We start from the raw sequence: 22,511 nt of genomic DNA, 5'->3' as shown, positions 1-22,511 counted from the left end.
TTCATCGCAGCGTACTTCCAATATTCAAAATGGTTATAAAATCGTCGTCCAAGTAACCGATTCCCGAAAAATAATGGCTGTCGATCCCTGATGTGCTGTCTCCCGCATCTTCGATAGAATTGAACTGAATGACCTGGCGTACCCGATCGACTACCATGCCTACAATCTCATCTTGATGATTGACTACGACAATTCGGGTCGTGCGAGTGGCGGACACTTCTTCCATGCTGAAGCGTTTGCGCAGATTGATGATCGGCACAATTTTACCTCTGAGATTTGTCACACCCTCCATAAAGAAACGACTGTTTGGCACAACCGTAATTTTCTGCATCTTGATGATTTCATGAATATGAGAAATGGGGAGCGCATATCGCTCACTGCCAAGTTCGATCGCGATAAATTGTTGACCGGATTCCTCCATGTAAATCTCGCCTTTCATTGGGACTAAAACCCATAGTTAATTTTGTTTTCTATTTCTCGTACTTCTATCATAGTCGCGCAACACACTTTGGTAACCGTAAAAAAGCATTCGGGACCGCGCAAACCTTTTTGCGCAGCTCCGCAAACCGAATATGCGCGGAATGTTTCTCGTAAAACCCATAGCATGCTAACGACAAAAGCCCGGACTCCACTAAGGAATCCGGGCTTTAATTACATTCAATTTGATATATGAATACTGTATCTATATCACAATCTGATCGAGAATTCCGATATCTTTGGCTTTGCCAACCGCTTCGATTCTCGATTTGACGCCAAGTTTTTGAAAGAGATGAGTCAGCTGGTATTCCAGGGAACGCTGGCTCATACACATTTGTTCCGCAATCAGACGATTTCCTTTGCCTTGAGATATCTGCTGCAAAATTTCGATGTCGCGCTCAAGCAGCGAAGGTCTGCTCGAAGCCGGGCGCTCCGCCACAGCTTCCTGCTGATTTTTGCGCATATCGCGGAATACATCAAGCGGCAGTACGACTTCCCGGCGCATGGCGCACCGGATCGCTCCGACCAACTGCTCGCGAGTAGACGTTTTCGGTACATAACCGGACAGTCCGGCATCAATCAGACGATTTAAATGCGGACCAATATCAAAGCCCGTGTAAATCAAAATGCAGGCATCCGGTACATGTTTAATCACTTCAGATGCGAGATCGATCCCGTTAAAAGGAGGCATGAATAAATCAAACAACATGACGTCGAAATGCTGCTGCTGGACAATTTCGATCAGTCCATCAAATTTATCAAAAGCCGTTACCCGAAATTCCTGATCCTTTTCCAAAATCAGTTTGGTTCCTTCCGTAACGGCAGGGTGGTCGTCAAGTAAAAGTATATTCAGCATAAATCCTCCGTATTCGGCAGTAAAATAAACGGTAACACTAGGTGCGGCCTATACAGCAGCAATCGCCGCAGCGTGGATTCGCGGAAGATGAACATGAATTGTAAGACCGCGGCCCGGCGAGGAGTCGATCTGCATATCCCCTTCCAGACTTCTTACCCTCTCCTGCATGCCATACAGTCCCATGGTAGATAACAGATTTTGCAGCTTGGTTTCCGGAATACCGATGCCGTTATCCTGATAAGTCATCAGCACCCCGTCTTTATGATCGGTTAGTGACAACCGTACTTCCGTCGCTTCCGAATGTTTGATCGCATTGTTCAGCAGTTCCTGATTAATTCGGTATAAGGCAATCATCTGCTCATCTTCAAGCTTGGCGGTAAATCCCTTCTGGTCAAAATCGATCCGATAATCGGCACGCAGCTGCACTTGATCATGCAGAGCTTCGAGAGCTTGACCAATTCCCCACTCTTTTAAGAACGGTGGTCTCAGTTCATGACAGGTAGTCCGAATCTGATGAATAACATCCAGCAGTCCATCGCAGACACGGCGTATTTCTTCTTTTGCCGGCTCACTCATATCTTCCGAATATTGAAGCACTTCCAGTTTACGGTACCAAATAATCTGTTCCTGCAGAGCGGCATCATGAAGATCCTGGGATACCCCTCGACGCTCCTTTTCAGATACGGCATACATCAGTCGAAGCAGCCAGGCCGGTGTGCGTTGTTTCTGCGTTAAAGATTCCAATTCATCTGTAAGGTCTTTGATTTTGAGTATATTTTCATAAAAAGAATCGATATAACGGGCGAGCGTCTGAAGCCAGATCCGAACAGGAGCTTTTTCCAATTCCGGCGGATAGACTTCCAACCATACAAGCTGAACCATACCCCGTCGATTCCCGATCACGAAAAAGGCAGCAGAGTCCAATTTAAAAATGTGGCCGACTGGAAGACGAATTTCACGATAACTTTGGAGCTTGCTCAGCTTCTTTTCCGAAGGCAAATTCCCCTGACGGCAGGCAAAGTGTTGGAAGCCAGCCGTTTCCAAAATGGACACTTGATTCGTATTTAAAATCCCTTTCAGTTCCCCCACCAACCGCTGCTCCAGCTCGGCCGCTTTCATCATCCGGGAACCGTCTTCCGAGAAATGATCCAGACTGTTCTGAAGCTTTAAATACAGGGATTCGCCGTCTATCAACGCCTGTTCGGCACTTTTTCGCAAGGTAATATCTCGCAGTACGACAATCAATCTGTTAACTTTGCCTTGATCGTTAAGCATTGGCGAAGCGCTGCATTCCAAATCAATAATGTTTCCGTCGTTTTGAGGAAATTTCAATTCGAAATTGGATATGAATTCGCCGTTTTGAAGTTCATCTCGTTTTCTGCGGATGCTCGCTGCCACTTCTTCCGGAACGTATTCGGTAACGGGATGGGAGAACAGGTAGGGCCCTCTTTCATAGCCAAGCTTCTTTTCAAAGGATGGCGATACGTACATGGGAACCAGATCTTCATCGAGAACGATAATAATGTCCGTAATGCTGTCCGCGACCTGTTCGTAGCTGGTCTGTTTCTGCTCCAATTCGAGCTGCAGATTATGTGTATCCGTGCAGTTGACCGCAGTAATGAACACGCCGCTGATCCTGCCCTCACGGTAAGCCGGGCTATAGGTGACGTGCCAATGCATATGCTCCGGGGACAAAAATACCGAAATTTGATCGATGATACTTGTTTCTCCGCAGGCGGCCCGATTGAATGCATCTGATATTTGGTCTCTATGCTCCGGAAAAGCGAATTTCAGCAGCGGTTCTCCAATACAGGCAGTATATGCGTCTCTGACCAAGCGTTGCGCATAAGGGTTAAGCCCTGTAATAATACCGTCAAGCCCTACCTCAATGATGACGTTTCGCTGCTGTTCAAACAGCGATCGGTAATAGCCGCGCTGGCTTTCGGATTTCTTCAACCAGACGCTGGTTCTTTTAATATAAAACAGCAGACCGCCGGAAAACAAAGTTAACAAGATAAAACCCGACAGCAGCGTTAATTCCAGATGAGTTTGTACGAGCAAAATCGATAATCACTCCCAGATTTCCGCAGGCCGACAATCATTCAGTAGGCGATGCCGTGTCCGGACCGCGACTTGACGGAAAGCATTTTGGTATCGGCGCGATGAATCAGATCATTCAAACTGGCTGTCCAGGGATCGGAGAGCGCCGCTCCAATGCTGGCTGTGATCTGTTCCCCGGAAGGCAGCTGAATTTTCTCTAATCCTGCCAGAATAGTCTGAGCTTGTTCAGTCAGCCTAATTGGGTGAGATTCATGAATGAATACTATAAATTGATCGCTGTGGAGACGCACGATTGCCGCTTTATCGCCGCACAGCTTCATGACCATACGCACACATTTATCAAGCAGCTTATCTCCATAAGCATGTCCATACGTCATATTGATAGACTTAAATCCATTGAGATCAATATACAAAGCACTGAGCGGATCGCGGGTCATATCGTACGAACGCTGTAGGACTTCCAGATATCTGCGATTGAAAGCGTCTGTAACCGAATCTTTGTAACCTTCATACTCCACGGTCAGAACATGCGACAACAGATTCGCCATGGAATAAAACAGCTCCAGTTCCTCATTCGTAAAATCTCTCACCTGCTTATCGATGGCACAAATGGTACCGAATGCTTCACCGTTTTCCAAACACAGCGGTACCCCCACAAAAGAACTTCTCCCCATTTTTCGAGTAACGTCCAGGGCAGCTGTCAGTCGATCGCTCTCTGTGTTCGGAATGACAGTCGCTATCTTTCCTCCGCCGCACACCAGTTTGCAGTAAGACTGTTCAAAAGGGAGAGAAGTGTCCGCTTCGATCAGCTGTTCATGCTTGTTAACTGCAGTCAAAATAAAATTGTTCACCTTGTCATTGACTGCAATAAAGAGAGCATCAACATCAACGGAACGACGAAGAACCTCCATTACATTACGAGAGGCAGCCTTGAACGGCTCGCGCGAGACAATCTCCTGTATAATCATTTTCTCCTCCTCAATTTTCATATCGGAATCAGCCAGGGTCTTTTTAGATATCAAACGTGAAATGAGAAAGATTGACTAGTTTCAAATGAAAACATCATCAGACTCCTTCCAGCTTTCGGAAAGCCTGCTCGACTCGATCAGGTTGAAAAGGCTTGACGATAAAGTCCCGCGCGCCTGCTTGAATAGCTTCGACAATCATTCCCTGCTGTCCCATTGCCGAACACATGATAATCCGGGCATTCGGATCATTTTCTTTGATCTTCCGCACCGCAGCAATTCCGTCCATTTCCGGCATTGTAATATCCATTGTGACAAAATCCGGCTTCAATTTTTCGTATTCCTGCACCGCTTCGGCACCATTACCCGCTTCCCCGATTACTTCATATCCCAGTTTGACCAGCATTTCTTTCAATACCATTCGCATAAAAGTCGCGTCGTCTACAATCAATACCGTTGTCATTTTTAATCCCCCTATAGTCTGTGTATCTGCTCTCATTATAGGGGTGTCGCCTGCTTGCAGAAACGAAAAATGCACGAGGAGGTCCGCAAACTTTTTTGCGCGGTTCCGCATAAAACGACAAAAAAGCCGCCCGGAGGCAGCTCTGGCTGTCAAGAAAGTCCTATTCGTTATGGAAGCTCAAAGGCTGCGAAGGAAATTCGTTCCGCTCGCGTGTTGAAATCGAGGTCATACGCTCAGGATTCCGGGACGAGGGATTACGCCAAATGCAGCTGCCAGATCGGATAGTTCCCGCTCGGTAATGCGCTGCTTGATCTCATGATGAGCAATTAGCATATAGATCTGTGCCGCCTTCTCGATCGTCTCAATTAAGCCAAAGGCTTCATCGATCGACGTGCCCGTTCCAAAGATCCCATGCTGCGGCCAGATTACGGAATGGTACTCCTTCATTTTTTCCGCTGTCGCACGACCGATTTCGCTTGACCCTGGTACCATCCAAGGGATAATACCAATGCCGTCAGGGAATACAACGATGCATTCCGTACACATTTCCCACAGTGTCTTGGTGAACTTGGCTTCATCAAGATCATGGATAAAAGTCATGGCCAGCACATTCGTAGCATGATTGTGAATGACGACGCGATGATTGGGATCGGCTTTCAGGCGCTCGATATGACTCATAAAGTGTGACGCCAGTTCGCTGGTCGGCTTGGCGTCGTTGTCCAATCCCCAGAGCAGCTCAAGCTTCGTTCCATCATTCGACACGCGCAGTATACCCAGATTCCCGGACGGATCATGGATCACATTTTTAAAATATTTTCCGGAGCCTGTTACGATAAAGTACTTGCCAGCCAGCTCATTCACCGGAAATGCCGGCTCGATTACCCGAATGACATGATTGATGTCGAGATATCGGGCAACTTCGGCTTCATCCAAGATGTAACTGACATTGCCTCCGTTGCGTTCATCCCATCCATTGCGCCACATATGCTGGGTGATTTCGGACATTTCTTTGATAAAGGGAATTTCAAGGGCTTTGGCTGTTTGATCGGCGTTGACTGTGCTCATATATGTCTCCTTTTGTGCGCTTGGGAGACGCTGCGGAAGAGAAGAGCCTGCGATCACCGTTGGATTTCGATTTCTTCAATTAACTCATAATAAGTTGAAATCGAAATTCCAAATGCGAACACTTCGTTTCTTCGGCTTCTTCTCTTCCTCCGCTCGGCTCGCACGTATAATTTTTTTAAAAAAAGCGAAAGAAATTTTCGGCATTTCTTCCCCATTTAAAAGGCGTAATTAGGTTTGAGATTTTTATTGCAATACGCCGCTCTTCTGACCGCGTTTATGCAGGACTTCTTTTTCATAAGTCTTGACTTTGGACAGCCAATCTTCGCGAACCGGAACACCGGATCTCTCACAGAAGTAATCCCAGATGGCACCGAACGGATAGGATTTGAACTCTTCAACGAGAGCCAGACGGGAGGTATAGTCTCTGTCAGCTTCGATCTTTTTAAGTTGTTCGATCGGCTCCAGCAGAGCGCGAAGCAGTGCTTTCTGAGTATTGCGTACTCCAATCACCCAAGCAGCGATATGGTTGATACTGCCGTCAAAGAAATCAAGGCCGATATGAGTACGAGGCAGCAGGTTCCCGCGTACAAGCTCACGTGCAATTTCCAGAAGTTCATCGTCCATGGTCACGACATGGTCACTATCCCAGCGTACCGGACGGCTGACGTGCAGCAGCAGCTGATCCGTAAACATAAGAATCGAAGACAGTTTGTTCGAGATCACTTCCGTCGGATGGAAATGACCCGCATCGAGGCAGACGGTCTTACCCCGGCTCATCGCATAACCCATATAAAATTCATGCGAACCAACTACGTAGCTTTCCGATCCGATTCCGAACAGCTTGCTCTCGACAGCATCGATATTGTACCGTTCGTCAATCTCTTCGGCGAAAATTTCGTCGAGCGAATCGCGCAGGCGGGCACGGGGAGACCAGCGGTCAACCGGCGTATCCTTGAATCCGTCCGGCATCCAATGGTTGGTTACGCAGGGTTGTCCCAATTCGCGTCCGAATGTCTCGGCGATGCGGCGGGAGGCTTTACAGTGATCGATCCAAAATTTGCGAATCTCCGGATCGGTATGACTCAGCGTAAATCCGTCTTCGGCTTTGGGATGAGAGAACAAAGTCGGGTTGAAGTCGAGACCCAATCCGCGCTCTTTGGCCCAATCGATCCACCTTTGAAAATGGCGGGGTTCCAGACTGTCTAGATCCACCTGCTCCTCGGTATCCGCATAGATCGCATGCAGATTGACTTTATGCTTGCCGGGAATCAGCGACAGCGCTTCATCCAGATCGGCGCGCAGCTCATCGGGTGTCGAAGCGCGGCCAGGATAGCTGCCCGTAACTGCGATGCCGCCGCTCAACGTTTTATCGTTAAACAGAAATCCCTTTACATCATCACCCTGCCAGCAGTGGAGAGAAATTTTGATGTCAATCAGTTTTTCCAGTGCCGCATCTACATCTACACCGTGCTTGGCATATAATTCCCGGGCCTGTATATAAGCATCTTCGATCGCTTTGTTCATTGCAAAGTCTCCTTCACTGTCATTTGATTAATATGATGCCAGCGGTTAATCAGCTCTTCACGACCGGGCAAGGGCTGTGGATAATGGACGGCCGGCGGGAAAGAATCGGATATTAGCTGCCTTGCCGCTTTCAAATCGGCAAGTTCTCTGGAAGCGATTAACTGTACCGCAATATTGCCGATTGCAGTCGCTTCCGAAGGACCTGTATGCACTTCGATACCAAGCAGGTCGGCAGTCAGCTGGGAAAGCAGTCTATTGTTCGCTCCTCCGCCGACAATATGCAGCACTTCATAGCGTATGCCCGTAAGCTGCTCCAGCTCTTCCATGGCACAGAAATAAGTCAGCGCAAGACTGTCAAAGATACATCTTGCCAGCCTTGCCGGCGTGTCGGGAAGAGGCTGTCCACTGTCCAGACAGAAAGCCCGTATCGTGTCCGTCATACTGTCCGGATTCAGGAAACGCTCGTCGTTACAGGGAACGAGACTGCGAAAAGCGGGTTCCCTTTCCGCTTGCTCCGCCAGCTGCGCAAAACTGTAACGCGCTCCGTCTTCGCGCCGAACTTCTTGGATCATCCATAATCCCATAATGTTTTTGAGAAAACGGAAGGTATCGTAAGCCCCCCATTCATTCGTATAGTTAGCTTTCATCGGGGCTTCTCCGTTTAGGGGTTCCTTTCGCTCGGTTCCAAGCAGTGACCAAGTTCCGCTGCTGATATATGCCCAGGTCCGGTCCCTGCAGGCCGGCACTCCGACAACAGCTGAGGCGGTATCATGAGTAGGCGCAACAACAACTTGGCACATCGGATACTCGCCGGTATCGGCAAACTCCGACTTCAACCCTCCCAAAATGGTTCCCGGAGAGGTCAGTTCCGCAAATTGATTCCTACGCAGTCCGAGCGTTTGCAGCAGCTCTTCGTCGAACGACCGCGTTTGCAGATTCAACAGCTGGGTTGTGGAAGCATTGGTCGTTTCATTGATTAACCTGCCGGTCAAACAGTAATACAAATAATCCGGAACAAGCAGAATATGAGCTGCCTGATCCAATTGACTCTGTTCGTGAACATACAGCTGATACAGCGTATTGAATCTCAATTCCTGAATGCCGGTCTTCTCATAGACAACTTCGCGATCCAGCTCTTTTTGATGAAAAAGTTCTGAGGCGCCTGTTGTACGACCATCCCGATAAGCGTATACATCATGCAATCGCTTTCCATTTTGGTCTAACAAGACATAATCTACGCCCCAAGTATCGATTCCTAGCGTACACTGATCGATTCCGGCAGCTTTTGCCTTTTTTAAACCGGTCATAATTTCTGCAAGCAGCGCATCCATGTCCCAATAGTCATGTCTGTTCTTCCTTAAAAAAGCGTTACCAAAACGATGAATTTCATTTATCACCAGCTTGTTTTCTACAAGGGATGCCACTACTAGACGGCCGCTGGACGCGCCAATATCGACAGAAATTGCATAGGTCATATTCATTCCTCCGCTGCTGCCAATCTTTTTATACACTCATCGTACCTGTGTTTTTCTTCTAAGTCAACAACTATACATTATTTTCGTGTTGTTTTTTCTTTGTTTTCTTCTGCTTAATACACAAAAAAGCGAGTTCCATGTTGGGAACCCGCTTTTTTTATTGATTATATTCATTCAATCGCTTGGAAAATTAGAAATATTTAAACGCCTAGATATAAATATAGATATGGTGTTCTTTCTCAGCGTTTACGTTTGGCGATCGCCCACACAAGCGCTCCCAGTCCGGCAACTGCCGCAGTGGATACAACTGGATGCTTTGTCGCTTTCACATACAGACTGCCGCCGCGAACGAATCCTTCATTCGTACCACGCTCATGCATACCGTAACCTGGCTCATGTAGGGCACCGGCTTGACGCGGCTGTGAAGGGCGATCATGGGATTGTTGACCACGGAACATAATCAGCTCGAACGCTTTATCGGTAAGCCGCGGGACAAGATTGCCGAACAAGGCACCCAGCCTGGCCTGCGATCCGACAAACATATCGCGTTTCGGATGGGCTGCCGTATACAGAATGGCTTCGGCAACAGATTCCGGCGGATAGATCATTCCTCGGTGTACCGGCTGCTTATCGAGATAGCTCTGCGCATGTTCATTGTAAGGCGTATCGATCCGGCCCGGGTGAATCAGGGTAACGGACACCGGGGCCTTTTCCTTTTCCAATTCCATACGCAAATTTTCTGTCCAGCCATGTACAGCAAACTTTGCCGATGAGTACGTAGATTGGATAACAACGCCCCGATCGCCGAAAATACTGCCTACATTAATCAAAGCTCCGGGTACACCGCGTTCTTTGAAGTGACGTACCGCCGCTTTTGAACCGTATACGACGCTCCAATATACCGTGTCGAACATACGCTTCATATCTTCCGTCGTAACGTCCATCGCTTTGCCGAAAATAGAGACGCCGGCGTTATTTACCCAAGTATCGAATGTGTCGAACTCCCGGATTGCCGTTTCAGCCACCCGCTCGATCTCTTCTTCTCTCCCCACATCCGCAGCAACGTAAACCGCAGTCTGTCCCTTCCCTTGCAGTTCGGTAACAAGTTGTTGAAGCGCATCTTCGTTACGGGCTACCGCCACAACTTTAGCTCCTTGTGCAGCAGCCATTCGAGCGGTAACCAGACCGATTCCGCTGGACGCCCCGGTGATGACGATGACCTGCTCGGACAGAGGCTTCAATGCCAGCTTGAATTTAGAAGACTTTTGCTTGGTGTCTTCACCCGATTTCGCTTTCTGGACTCCGTCCGATGAAGTTGAAGTCGTTGAGGAAGTTGAAAGAGTATTGGATTTATCCGGAGCGGACTCTTTCGAATCTCGATCAGGTTCTTCCGAGTCTTCCGAATCGGAATCATCTGACTTGGTTTCCGTAACGGCCTCGGTCTGATTCACATTTACGTCCGCAGAATTCTCATCCGGATTTACAACGTTCATATCCGGATCTTTGGGTGTCGTTTGGTTGTCATTACTCATGTTCAATTCCTCCCTGTCTGTAAGTTTGATCTCTCCACTTTTACCCGAGACAAGGAAAAACTAACCGCAGGACACAAAAAGCCGCACAGCCCAGCGAGTGTTCAGCTTCGCTTAAGGCTGTGTGGCAGGTGGATTGGAAACAGCAGTTTGAGACTCTTTCTTCTCTGCCGATTGAGCATCGGCCTGCTCGCTTGAAGGAGCCGCTTCAAACTCCAACAGAAGCGAAGTGCCTTTACCATACGTATGCAGAAGCAAACGATCGGCCGAAGCATGCATCAGCGCAAATCCTTTTCCCAATGAACGTTTGCTGCTGTAGCCGGAAACAAGAATTGTTTTGGGCAGTTCGTGCAGAGGAATACCCGAGCCTCGATCCGTAATGAAGATTTGCACCATTCCCTGCTTTTCATAGATCGATACTCTTCCTCCAACCGCATGCTTGATCAGGTTAGTTACACCTTCCGATACGGCCAATTTAATGTGCATGATCCTTTTCGCATCATAACGCTCCGCACAGTGCTCCGCTACGAAATTTCGGCTTGCCGCAACATCTGATTTTTCTTTAACTTCGATAGCTCCTACAAAACGACCCAAATGGTCTTCGATTTCTTCTCGATTCAGACAGAGATCCACTTTGCTGTGAGACAAAGTTTCGATTACGCCCTTGTAAGAGTGCAAAATGTCTTCATGCATCTTCTCCCGGTAACGAACGGCAGGCGTAATGTCCGTTAGCACGATCGAAACATTTTCAGATTCCGGGTAGAAATGGACTTCATATGTCTTACCGGATTCTTTGAAAATTTCGTAAAAGGTCTGCTGTTCGTTGAGCGAGCGGTCAGCCAATGCGGCAATCTGGTCAGCCAACGAACGGGAAAGCGCATGTTCGATCGAAATTCCGGGTGTATATTTGATCAAACTTGTGCCTCCGATAAACAACCCGTCTTCCTGGAATTCCTCTCCTTGCGGCTGCTCTTCCGGTTCTTCCCGATTGAACACAAGCGCTTGACGAATGGATGTTACAAATGAAACCTCAACTCCGGCTGCCAAAGCAGGGTCCAACACTTTTCCGGCCATCTCTTGAAGCAGCGATGCTACATAACCGTCATCTTCATAACGCATCATCAGATGATCCAATTCATTGCAGAGCGTAATGATTCTTGCTTCATAAGGAATTTCTTTGCCTTTCAGGCCTTTCGGATATCCTTTTCCATCGAATCTTTCGTGATGGTAACGAATCCAATCCGCAATCTTGGCCTCTCCCGTAATATTGAACAGAATTTGCGCTCCAAACTCGGTGTGCGAGCGATATTCCGCTTCCTCGGTCAGAGATAAAGCACCTCGCTTGCGAAAGACATGTGCCGGAATAAGCGTTTTGCCGATGTCATGCAGAATGGCCGACATCACCAATTCGCTTCGATTCGATTTCGAATAGGAAATCTCATCCAGAAAACTTTCCATAATGACTCCAATTCGGTTCCCGTGCCCCTGCGAATCTTTTTCCTGCTTGACCTCCGCTAACCGGACAAACTCTTCGGACGCCTTTTTTCGGGCTGTATACTGCTTCAAAAACTCGCGCGAGAAAAATAGGATAAAGAATAAAAATACGGATGTATATATGGTTTCGGAGAACAGGCCTTCCGTTCCCAGATGATGAACAAAATGCGGGATCACCGCAATGCCGAGCAGCGCCGGGATCAAAATTTCTTTAAATTTAAAATGGATATTTTCAAAAAAGGGACTTCCGCCTACCGTCGTACGAATTCCCGCAATCAGAAAGATATTTAACATCTCAAACAAAACGATCCCTAATGCTGTTTTAATATATAAGGAAGCGGTACCCAGCTGCATTAAAAGGATATGACAAAGCAATAGGCAGATTGAATACATCCCCCATGTTGTCAGCAAACGAAAGCGGGCAAGCTTGCGAATATTCCAATTTGAAGTTTTTAGATAGTATAAAAAAGTACTGACATACAAAGCCATCAGAGCTGTCTCGATGCCGTATGCCAGCAGCAGAATGAATACGCCAATGATCCCTCCGCTGTATTGGTCACCGCTGGGGAGACGAACAGGGAACAAATCCAGCATAATAATTAAAACCAGAACGAACAGAACTTCTACATAAGGAATAGATCCTGCGTTCCAGAACAAGAACATCAAAGAGAGCAATCCCAGGGAACAAAGCGACAATGTATAGCTGTTCTGCTCCTTCATTTGATCGCAGTCCTCCGCTTCGATATGCCCAACATAAACATGATTAGACCGATTCCGACGACCAGGTCGCCCGGGCTGAGCACATAATTAGTACCAACAGGTGTAAGAAACGGGATCCAGTCCCCTAACCACGATAACGGATTATCCTGCATGCTGCTGTGACGGGAAGCCAGGCTGTAATCGTCCAGATGCTCGAGACCGGCCATTTTCAGAGCGGTCGAAGAAACGGGCATCTTCCCTCCGTTGGCCAAGATTGCCAGAAGGTTCAAGAAACACCCCATGCCGATCAGCGGAACGCCCGCTTTCTCGCGATTGAGGATTAGACAGACCACCAGAGTTGCAAAAGCCCCTTCAAGCAGGAAAGGGATGGTTTCCCCTGTATTCAAAGTATAAAACGCCAGGTAGATTTGGACAGCCAGGCTGCCGATAAGCAAATAGGAGGCTTTAAATCTAAGATGAACAAGCATAGATAACGGGTTTCTTCCAAGCAGAAGAATCCAGATGAATCCGATAAGCAGAAAATAGATCATATTCTCACCCTGGGATTATAAAAGTAAGGCGGGATCGGATCGACCGACCCCGCACAGAAGAAGGAAATTAGTTCCACGGTCTTTGAACGACAGTTGCAAGAGCCAGTGCTGCAAGAATCGTAGCGTTGTAAGCAATCCAGAGGATGCGGTTCTTCATGGTCTCCTTCTCCTTCCTAAGCTGAGATGGGCAGCTTGCGCATGCCTTATATGATTATCTTTCGTATAAACGAAAGAACCAGCTTCAATACCCAGTGATACGTCAATCGATTATTCGAATACCTGCTTGCCCAGTATTTCGTCAATTTGCAGAAGTTCGAACACTTCCATCACTTCTGGACGCACTTTTTCGATACGGACAGTTTTTCCTGCTTCCTGCAGATCAGAAACCAGGCTGATAATAAGTCCGATTCCCGAGGAATCGACGAAATAAACCTGTTCGAAATCCAATACAATTCGATCCCGAAGAGAAACAGCTGGCTGAATGTCTTCTTCGATCATGTCGCCGGCGTCAATATCGATATCTCCTTCGCACAAAACGACAATTTCATCTTCTTTTTCACTTAGCTGATACGTAAACAATTTGCGTCACCCCTGATAGGTAAAAGATTTAGTGGAGAATAAGTTCGCCATTGGCATTGAGTCTTGCATGGATATTGTGTTCTTCCGCAGACAGCTGCATCGATCTCTTGCCAATCTGAAGAACTGTGCCTTCAAGAGCTTTCATCACTCTGATTTCAGAATGTTCAGGAACATGCAGCTTGGTCGGTTTACCGCCGGAGCCGGCTTCTCCTACTCGTATGCCTTTGCCCCCATAATAGACCCCGCCTCTCAAAAACCCGCGTGTTTCCAGCTCTCCTTGGCAGTACACCATGCTTCCATAAAAGCCTTTGCTGGCGACGACATCACCTCCTGAATAAATATGACTGTTATGAGCATAGTCAAACTTCGCAAATACGTGGTTTTCCAGCGGCGGCTCGACAATAGCGTGCAAATAATCGGTTTGCTGCTGGAATTGGTCCAGATCATTCAATTCCAGCAGTTTGCTGTTCATCGGATTCAAAAATTTGCCGTGCAGTTCTCCCGCGTATTTGATCCATTCTTCATCCAAGTAAGACCGACTGCCTTCAATCTTTTCGAACAAATTGACGAAAGTTTCATTCAAATGTTTGAATTTCCCTTTCAACAAAACATTCAGCAGCGGACGAAGACCTGAAGATTGGAAATCTGTCACTTTAAAGGCAGCAGCATGGCTGATCTGGTGAATAGCCGCTTTGAGTACAATCAGCCTTTCGGAGATCTCCTTCAACAGAGGCTCCATCTCGGCATACAGCATGTTGCTTTTTCCTACCGTGATTTTGCTTGAAATGATATTATTCCGTACAATCAGCGATTGAGAAGCCGAAATGCTCGACATATTGACATTTCCGAAAATGAGAATGCTTCCGCTCGTATCGACTTTCATTCCGTCTTGAACGGATCCGGTGATTTCCACGTCACCTTGAAAATGAATATTCCCGCTTGTTAGATCCACATCCCCTGCATGAATCAGTTTAGGAACAATGGAGACTTTAATCCGATAGCCCTGCTGGCGAATTTGCGGCATTCCCGCTTTCATTGCGATTGCCCGGCTGCCGTTGTCGGTCCATGCTACACCGATTCCTTCTATCGACACAACCGGGTAGACCGGTGGTGCTTCGACGGTTTCGCCTTTAACGTTAATACCGGGCACTCCCGGAACAGGCGGAATGATCGTTCCAAGTATTTCGCCTTCGCTTGCTGTTGGGAATTCGCGGATTTCTCTGTAATCTACAGTCCCATCTTCACGCTTTCTCGGAAAAGTATGCTGCTTTCCTGTCTCGATTGGAGTTTGAAAGTGGCCATGTGAACCTGGAGCTGCCGGCATGCCTTCCGAAATCAGAAAACTTCCCGGTATCGTTGATCGACAGGCTTCTTTGATGACGTCATGCTTAATTCCGAAAGTTATTTCTTTTTCCTTCAAAGCGTTAAGCACCTCAGCGGACTGAATTTCGATCGGCAGCTTTACTTCTTCAAATTCGAATTCAGCTTGATGACGAGGCTCCATATCCCGCAGAGAGCGATGCAGACGGTAACCTGGCTTAACATGCAGCGTAACGCTCATCAAGTTTTCTGACGCAATCAATTCCCATTCCGGTTCTTTATGTTCCATTTGCACCTCGACGGTTACCCGATCTTGATCGGTTAAAGGTTCCATCGTTTCAACCGGAACACCATTTTTGAATATTTTGGCGTGTTTGACCGGGCCAATTAGCGGGCGGCGTTCTGGAGTCGATTTTACGTATACTACGCCTCCTTCCACCCACAGTTTTCCGGCTTTATGTTCCTCGTTTGAACGGCTGACCGATTCTTCTCGATCCGGCACACGGGGAACTTGATCGGTAATCCCGGGCTCCGAATCAAGCGTAAGGGCAACCAACTGGTCAAGGTCTAGGGGAGCAGCAACTTCGCGAACCGGAACTGCCGCTGCCGCCATCGTGACCCGAACGACAGCCGGTTTGGCAGCCAGTCCGAACACCCCTTTTGAACCGTTGTCCAATATCTCGATGTTCACATTTTCTTTAGAAGCTCCCAGAAGATCTAAAGCCAGATTAACCGCTTCCGCTACGGTCTTCCCCTTCGACACGATATTTCGTTCCATCTTTTTCACCCTCTCTCGCTGTAAGTTTTGGCCTTCGGGCAGAAAGCGGTTTCATGGTCATATATATACTAAGAGACCTTTCGGTGGCTCGGCTGCCTTATGTACACTTAGGCCCGTAGCTTTGCGTCCTTCCCTTTCGGTAAAGTTTGCCGTTTCATCAGATCTCTAGTTCTTTGTACCTTTATATTAATCCATTATACCTAAAATATTCAGACATTCAATCACACTTTATTCCTAGTTATTCTGCTAAGTCGATAGAAATCACACATACATCATCGGTCTTATGAATAGCCAATCTAGCGATCTGTTCAACAAATTCTTCATTCGGCAGATGACGAAGCTCCTGCGAATAACTTCCCAGATTAGCAACAGCTTCTCTAATAGACAAACCTGGACGCTCAATAAGCCCATCGGTGTAGAGAAGAATTTTGGTTGGGGAGTCAATCTTCCAACTCTGAACGTTTCCCTTGATTTCTTTCTTAATCCCAATCGGAATCGTTGTTCCTCCAAGCTGTCGAATTTCTCCCGCTTCCGATAGCGCAAGGGCAGGCGGATGACCTGCATTAAAATATTGAATCAAACGGGATTCAAGATCTATTAGAAGATAAATAGCGGTAAAGTAAACCGTTTGCTTGCTATTTTTAAATAAATTTAGCACTTTTGTATTTAATTCTTCACAGACCAATTGCGGTTCAATAAGTCTGCCTACAAGCCCATCCAGAAGAGATCGGATTGACATACTGATTAGAGCGGCGGAAAGTCCGTGCCCAGATACATCAAGAAGCAGAACAGCATACCTGTTTCGACCAACCTTCGCCCAATAGAACATATCGCCCGATACTTCATCCGACTGGATGTACTTGCCGTGAATGCCAATTGAATTCTCCGTAATGGATGGGCTGAGCACACTATTTTGAAGATGCTTGGCTAGCTGAAGTTCTCTGCCCATTTTAATTTCACGATTTTTGCGAATATCCATTTCTTTCTTCAGCTTCAAAGCGGACTGAACACGGGCAAGCAGTTCAAATTCCGGACTGCCTTTCTCGATAAAGTCCATACCTCCCGCGTTGAAAGCTTCCCTAAACATCGTCCGGTTGCCAGTCAAAAAAATAATCGGCAGATCTGAATATACATCGTGCTCTTTGATCTCGCGGCAGGCGGCAATCCCATCCATGCCGGGCATAACAATATCGAGCAGGATCAAGTCAATATCGGCAGGCCTACGTGGAGCAGTATGATCTTGAATACCGAGGATTTGAAGGGCTGCAAGTGCGGAATCCGCCGTCAATATTTCGGAGTAGCCGGCTCGTTCAAGAATACCTTGCAGATAAGAAATATTTAACTTGGAGTCATCGACAATTAATATACTCATGGCGCTGCTCCTTCAAGTAGGTTATCTATATATTCGTCAAAAGAAGAATACTTATGTATAGCGATTTCAAATAACTTGGCCAACCGTAAAAAAAGACAGCCTATATAGGCTGTCTTTTAGAAGATATTCGTCTTTCTTTATTACTAAAGTGCTGCTTTAAACGGAATCTTCATTACTATGCTCAACATTTGCTTCCATGGCAGCCAGACGATCATTCAATTCTGCCAGCCGAGCTTCCTTTTGCTGCAGCTGCTGCTCTACGCTTTGAAGGCGATGATAAGCATTATGAACTTTACTTTCGACTTTATTGAGCTGCTTTTCGTATTCGATTCTTCGTGTAAGCGGAAAAAGTATGCATTCATAGTGGATGCCTTCTGCACGTTCACGCCGAGCTGCACTCAGCAGCACAGGCGTCTCCACTTCCGTTAACGAATACAGCGACAAAAACATTTCATCCAATTTACCGTTTAAAGTGATCAAGGTAGTAAAGTAGATTTGAAACAGCAGTCGACTGGATTTGGCAAGAATATATTCAATTTTCATGCCTTTTAACGTTTCCGCTTCATATCCGAGTAATGAAGCAAGAGTTTGATTAACTTCAATTATGCGGTTATCTTCTGACAAAGCAAGATAACCGCAAGGCGCTTCCTGCAATCGATTATCCATGGTTTCCTCTCTCCTCCGTCCGACGATTGCTGCCAGCCGGGTGGGACAGATATTCGCTAATCAGATCAATAGTCTCCTGCGGATGACTTAGATGCGGACAATGACCTGTGGCCTGCATCAATCGGTATTCACTTTCTTTTAGGTTCCGATTCATATATTCCCCGACCGCAACCGGTGCAATAACATCTTCGCGGCATTGAAGGATCAATGACGGGACGGAAACAAGCGATAAATCTTTCCGGTTATCGGAGAAGAACGTTGCCATGGAAAAACGAAGCGCAACATCGGGATCGATCGAACAAAAGCTGGCTTCCAACTCGGAAGCAAGTTCCGGCCGGTCCGGATTTTGCATAACTGTGACAGCCAGGCTGCTGCCCCACCCCATAAAATTCTGTTCGAGCAGTTGAATCAGCCCTTCCAGCTGCTCTTGGTCGAATCCTCCATAATAATCGTTGGACGGATCGTTCAAGTAACATGGAGATGGACCGATCAATATCATACGCTCGAAGTAATCAGGTTCCTTGATGGAAGCCAACAATCCGACCATGGCACCGACAGAATGACCGACAAAGATGGCATTGCGGGCGCCGATCGCGCTGCATACATCAAGGACGTCTTCTACATAACCAGATAGGCTGCTGTATCGCTCAGGCATATAAGCGCTAGAATCGGACCCGCCGATCCCTACATAATCAAACAGGACAATTCGATAGTCTTTTGCAAAATGTCCGGTGATAAAACGAAACATATTTTGGTCGCACCCGAAACCCGGTGCGAAAATCATATATTGGGTTCCTTCGCCCAAAATCTTAACATTATTACGCATCAGAACGGAAGAACTCATAGCGTTCGGACCTCCAATCGGTAATTCAGGGATGATCTTTCAGTAAAATGATGATCATAAAGAAATCATTCTTAACCATTCTACCTTTAATAAACATACCGTTCCAGCTAAAAAACAGAAATTTAAAATAAAACACATAAAAAAAGCTTCAGAACAATGTTCTGAAGACTTTTTATGTGTATCTTTACTCTTCCGAGTCAACGTTATGGTATACCTGCTGCACATCTTCAAGATCTTCAAGCGCATCGATCATTTTTTCGAATTGTTTTTCCGCATCTTCGGAAAGCGATACGAAAGTCTGAGGCAGCATGGTAATCTCGGCAACCGTAAAGTCCTCGATTCCCGCTGCGCGCAGCGCCTCCTGCACAGCATGGAATTGATCTGGCTCCGCATAGATGATGACCGACTCGTCTTCAGCAGCGATATCGCGTGCATCCACGTCAGCTTCCATCAGCAGTTCCAGCACTTCTTCTTCGCTCTTGCCTTCAATACCGATAACGGCTGTCTCATCAAACATGTAAGCGACCGATCCACTCACTCCTAGATTCCCGCCGTTTTTGCTGAATGCAGCACGTACATCCGAAGCCGTGCGATTGACGTTGTTCGTCAGCGCATCTACGATAACCATTGCCCCGTTAGGTCCAAAACCTTCATAGCGAAGCTCCGTGTACGTTTCGTCGCCGCTGCCTTTCGCCTTGTCGAGTGCGCGATCGATAATTGCTTTCGGCACGTTGTATGTCTTGGCGCGTTCAAGAACAACTTTCAGGGCACGGTTCGATTCCGGATCCGCCTCCCCTTTCTTGGCCGCTACATAAATTTCAACGCCGAATTTGGCATAAACCCGACTGGTATTGGCGTCTTTGGAAGCTTTCTTTTCCTTAATATTATTCCATTTACGACCCATATCTATCCCGCTCGCTTTCCGTTGTTTGGTTCTGTCTTCAACTGCATACCCGTTTATTGTAGCGTGAAAAAGGTGCCGGAACAAGTCTCGATCTCTTTTTGAACGACCCCAGTCACAAGCGAATTCGCGCGTTTTTGGATATTTCCATGCGTGTTCCTTATGTGTCTCCGCTCAGCTTGTTGAACACCCGGCGCGCGCTTTGTAAAAAGAGACGGCGTTGGCTGCGCTCCTCCTCGGACAATTCGCCGGCCAGAAGATGTTCGGCTTCGCCGATTGCCAAATGCAGACTTTCCCTGAGCGCTTCCCGTTCGGCGTCGTCCAGCAGCGCCTTGAGCTTATCCGTGACATTCGGCGTATAGGGCATCCGATTATACTCTTCCGCACTGATCGTCCGCACGTCCAGATACGTATTTTTCACTTCGATGATGGTGCTGGGGTTGCGTACATTTTTGTCCGTCTCCACCACGACCTCTTTGCTGACGTAATCCGGATACACGTTGATGATTTTCTGCCGTATCCCCAATACTCCGCAGATTCGGCTGAACGGAATCCGGTGTACCCGATTGACTTCGTCCGACATGGCGATCCCTCCGCTTTCGCTCGGCCCTTGCAGGCTGTATGATACAAGCATATCACAATACGGCGGCAAAGGAGAAAAAGCCCGACGGAAAATCGTTTTCCGCCGGGCTTTTCATTATACGGCATTCCCTTTTCAATGTTTTGGTCCGTATGAACATAAAATTTCAGAGTACAATCGTGTCGCGCGCACGTAAGGAAGCGTAAGCGGCCAGCGCCACTTTGGCCGCCTGAAGTCCGTCTTCGCCGGAGATCGGTGCAGAACGCCCCTCCATCAGGTGTCTCACAAAGTCTTCCAGCATCAGCCGATTCATGCTGCCTCCCCAGTAACTCCAACGGGCGCGATCCGAAGCATCGCTGTACACTTCGTTCACTTCCGCGAAGGCGTCGAAGTGGAGCACACCTTTCGTTCCGACAATATCCATTTTGACATCGCCCCAATAGGGATAAGAACGGCTGCGCGACCAGCTTGTGTCGATCATGCCGATAATGCCGCCTTCGAGTGTTACGTGCACCAAACCGGCATCTTCGACGTCGATCGGATGGAACAGCGTTCCTCCTTCGGCATACACACATGCCGGCTCCCGTCCCGTCATCCATCGCATCAGATCCATGACGTGCACGGTATGGTCGAGGATAGCGCCGCCGCCCGATTTCGCATGATCGACGAACCATCCGCCGGGCATCGTGCCTCTGTTATATCCTTTGATCGCCAGCACTTCGCCGACTTCTCCCCGCTCGACCGCCCGCTTTGCTCTAACTGCTCCGGGCAGATAGCGGCACAGAAAAGCCGTCATCAGCGAAACTCCTGCCGCTCCGCACGCTGCGATCATCTCTTCCATTTCTTCTTCGGTTACACCGAGCGGCTTTTCGCACAGCACATGTTTACCGGCAGCCGCCGCTTCAAGAACATGCCGCTTGTGCAAAACGTTCTCGCTGCATACAATCACCGCATCGACCTCTTTCGACAGCAGCTCTGCGGAATTCGGCGTATAGAAAATGCCGTCTTCGTTGATCAGCTTCTGCACGCGCTGCCGGTCGGGATGGCAGATGCCCGCAATCTCGACCCCTTCCATCGAGCGCAGTTCCCGATAATAGCTGAACGCGTGACTATGCGCGAAATTCAGCATGCCGATTTTCAGCTTTCGCATTCTAATCCCTCCTTCTTCGCCGGCGCTTGCGCCTGCCACCGCCTCAGATCGATAGGTCTGCCGCTGCGCGCCGAATGAAGCGCCGCTTCGGCGATTTTCACCGCCGCCGCTGCATCTTCAGCGGTCACAAGCGGTGTTTCGCCGGAACGTATACAAGAGAGGAAATGCTCCAACTCCAGTCCGTACGGATCGTCATAGGCGGGAAGCTCCGGCAGAGCGACAGCGTTTGCCGCATGTTCTTTCGCTGCCTGATTTTTCGCTGCCGCTTCTTTTGCCGCAATGTCGCTTTTATCCACATTCATCGTCCCGGGCATTCGCCGGATCTCGACAGAGCGCGAAGCGGAAGAGTCCAGCAGCGCCACTCCGCCGGAGCCGCCCAGTTCAACCGAAGTGGAGAAAGGTCCCGGATAGCCCCACATGCCTTCCAGATTCGCCATACTTCCGTTTTCAAAAGTCAGCGTCACAAGCGCATAATCGATTCCTTTGTTGACACGCCGCATGGCAAATACGGTATGCGGATCGCCGAGCAGTCCGCGCATATAGTCGATATCGTGCACAAGCAGATCCAAAATGACGCCTCCGCTGAGCTCGTCCTGACCGTACCACGGCTTGGCCGCAGCCGGATGGGGACCGATCCGCTTCGTATGCGCCACGCCGACAGCGCCGATCGCTCCTGAACGGACCGTTTCTGTGAGATTGCGGTAACTCGGGAAAAAGCGCACCACCTGGCCGACGAACAACCGTACGTCCCGCTTCCTACAGAAAGCGATCATCTCTTCCGCCTCCTGCAGATTTCCCGCAAGCGGCTTTTCGCAGATCACATGCACGCCGAGTTCCGCTGCGGTTCGCACCGCCGGCGAATGCAGCGGCGTCGGCAGGCAGACGCTGAGCACATCGGGCTTTTCCGCCAGCAGCATTTCCCTCAGACTGCCGTAGCGGCTGCAGCGAAATTGCTCCGCAAACGCGGAAGATGCTTCCTGCGAAACGTCGCAGACCGCGGCCAGCCGTACGCCTTTCAGACGGACATAAGCCTGCGCATGCATGCGGCCCATCGTTCCGCAGCCGACAATGGCGGCTTTAAGCTCGGACTCTTCATCTTTTTTCTCGATCTTGCTGCCGTTCATGTTCCATCCTCCCTTAACTGCCTATTCACAACGTTTAA

The 22,511-nt window shown here is 48.2% G+C and carries 20 protein-coding genes and 1 riboswitch; all 20 genes read right to left on the bottom strand.

Going from position 1 to position 22,511, the window contains the following annotated elements; all coding sequences use genetic code 11:
- Position 1: 1 nt before the first annotated feature.
- On the bottom strand, positions 2–421 hold the full coding sequence (locus F456_RS0106625) for a chemotaxis protein CheW (RefSeq protein ID WP_018976221.1): 420 nt from the start codon (positions 419–421) through the stop codon (positions 2–4).
- Between the two features lie 261 nt (positions 422–682).
- Entirely contained in the window at positions 683–1,333 is a 651-nt protein-coding gene (locus F456_RS0106620; RefSeq protein WP_018976220.1) for a response regulator transcription factor, read from the bottom strand.
- A 48-nt stretch (positions 1,334–1,381) separates the two neighbouring features.
- Complete coding sequence (locus F456_RS23490; RefSeq protein ID WP_018976219.1) at positions 1,382–3,394, bottom strand: PAS domain-containing sensor histidine kinase; 2,013 nt, start codon at positions 3,392–3,394, stop codon at positions 1,382–1,384.
- Positions 3,395–3,435: 41 nt separating this feature from the next.
- Positions 3,436–4,362, bottom strand: a complete 927-nt coding sequence (locus F456_RS0106610; RefSeq protein ID WP_018976218.1) for a sensor domain-containing diguanylate cyclase — start codon at positions 4,360–4,362, stop codon at positions 3,436–3,438.
- Between the two features lie 97 nt (positions 4,363–4,459).
- Positions 4,460–4,822 carry a response regulator gene (locus tag F456_RS0106605; RefSeq protein WP_018976217.1) on the bottom strand — a complete coding sequence of 121 codons (363 nt, stop codon included), beginning with the start codon at positions 4,820–4,822 and terminating at the stop codon, positions 4,460–4,462.
- Between the two features lie 225 nt (positions 4,823–5,047).
- The gene (gene rhaD / locus F456_RS0106600) at positions 5,048–5,887 is read right to left on the bottom strand and encodes a rhamnulose-1-phosphate aldolase (RefSeq protein ID WP_018976216.1); all 840 of its coding nucleotides are present in this window, start codon (positions 5,885–5,887) and stop codon (positions 5,048–5,050) included.
- A gap of 243 nt (positions 5,888–6,130) precedes the next feature.
- Positions 6,131–7,411 carry an L-rhamnose isomerase gene (gene rhaA / locus F456_RS0106595; protein ID WP_018976215.1) on the bottom strand — a complete coding sequence of 427 codons (1,281 nt, stop codon included), beginning with the start codon at positions 7,409–7,411 and terminating at the stop codon, positions 6,131–6,133.
- Entirely contained in the window at positions 7,408–8,886 is a 1,479-nt protein-coding gene (gene rhaB, locus F456_RS0106590; RefSeq protein WP_018976214.1) for a rhamnulokinase, read from the bottom strand. Before rhaB ends, rhaA begins: the two co-directional genes overlap by 4 nt.
- Before the next feature lie 239 nt (positions 8,887–9,125).
- The gene (locus F456_RS21940) at positions 9,126–10,418 is read right to left on the bottom strand and encodes an SDR family oxidoreductase (RefSeq protein WP_018976213.1); all 1,293 of its coding nucleotides are present in this window, start codon (positions 10,416–10,418) and stop codon (positions 9,126–9,128) included.
- Positions 10,419–10,529: 111 nt separating this feature from the next.
- Positions 10,530–12,629 carry an HD domain-containing phosphohydrolase gene (locus F456_RS21935; RefSeq protein ID WP_018976212.1) on the bottom strand — a complete coding sequence of 700 codons (2,100 nt, stop codon included), beginning with the start codon at positions 12,627–12,629 and terminating at the stop codon, positions 10,530–10,532.
- The gene (locus F456_RS0106575; protein WP_018976211.1) at positions 12,626–13,159 is read right to left on the bottom strand and encodes a DUF5317 domain-containing protein; all 534 of its coding nucleotides are present in this window, start codon (positions 13,157–13,159) and stop codon (positions 12,626–12,628) included. Before F456_RS0106575 ends, F456_RS21935 begins: the two co-directional genes overlap by 4 nt.
- 267 nt (positions 13,160–13,426) lie before the next feature.
- Positions 13,427–13,738, bottom strand: coding sequence for an STAS domain-containing protein (locus tag F456_RS0106565; RefSeq protein WP_018976209.1), 312 nt, complete (start codon positions 13,736–13,738; stop codon positions 13,427–13,429).
- Positions 13,739–13,766: 28 nt separating this feature from the next.
- Entirely contained in the window at positions 13,767–15,836 is a 2,070-nt protein-coding gene (locus F456_RS0106560; protein WP_018976208.1) for a FapA family protein, read from the bottom strand.
- Between the two features lie 79 nt (positions 15,837–15,915).
- A riboswitch (cyclic di-GMP riboswitch) is annotated at positions 15,916–15,997 on the bottom strand.
- A 77-nt stretch (positions 15,998–16,074) separates the two neighbouring features.
- Positions 16,075–17,208 carry a PP2C family protein-serine/threonine phosphatase gene (locus tag F456_RS0106555; RefSeq protein WP_018976207.1) on the bottom strand — a complete coding sequence of 378 codons (1,134 nt, stop codon included), beginning with the start codon at positions 17,206–17,208 and terminating at the stop codon, positions 16,075–16,077.
- Positions 17,209–17,364: 156 nt separating this feature from the next.
- Positions 17,365–17,874: a PAS domain S-box protein gene (locus F456_RS0106550; RefSeq protein ID WP_018976206.1), complete on the bottom strand. Its 510-nt coding sequence runs from the start codon at positions 17,872–17,874 to the stop codon at positions 17,365–17,367.
- The gene (locus F456_RS21930; RefSeq protein ID WP_018976205.1) at positions 17,867–18,718 is read right to left on the bottom strand and encodes an alpha/beta fold hydrolase; all 852 of its coding nucleotides are present in this window, start codon (positions 18,716–18,718) and stop codon (positions 17,867–17,869) included. Before F456_RS21930 ends, F456_RS0106550 begins: the two co-directional genes overlap by 8 nt.
- Positions 18,719–18,902: 184 nt before the next feature.
- Entirely contained in the window at positions 18,903–19,622 is a 720-nt protein-coding gene (locus tag F456_RS0106540; RefSeq protein ID WP_018976204.1) for a YebC/PmpR family DNA-binding transcriptional regulator, read from the bottom strand.
- Positions 19,623–19,779: 157 nt separating this feature from the next.
- Positions 19,780–20,202, bottom strand: a complete 423-nt coding sequence (locus F456_RS0106535) for a hypothetical protein (RefSeq protein WP_018976203.1) — start codon at positions 20,200–20,202, stop codon at positions 19,780–19,782.
- Positions 20,203–20,365: 163 nt separating this feature from the next.
- Positions 20,366–21,349 carry a Gfo/Idh/MocA family protein gene (locus F456_RS0106530; RefSeq protein WP_018976202.1) on the bottom strand — a complete coding sequence of 328 codons (984 nt, stop codon included), beginning with the start codon at positions 21,347–21,349 and terminating at the stop codon, positions 20,366–20,368.
- Positions 21,337–22,473 (bottom strand): Gfo/Idh/MocA family protein, encoded by a 1,137-nt coding sequence (locus F456_RS0106525; protein ID WP_018976201.1) that lies wholly within the window; start codon positions 22,471–22,473, stop codon positions 21,337–21,339. Before F456_RS0106525 ends, F456_RS0106530 begins: the two co-directional genes overlap by 13 nt.
- Positions 22,474–22,511: the final 38 nt, after the last annotated feature.

Source organism: Saccharibacillus kuerlensis DSM 22868 (assembly GCF_000378145.1).
GTDB lineage: Bacteria > Bacillota > Bacilli > Paenibacillales > Paenibacillaceae > Saccharibacillus > Saccharibacillus kuerlensis.
Note: the sequence above shows the minus strand (reverse complement) of the source record. Positions and strands in the feature narration are given on the sequence as shown.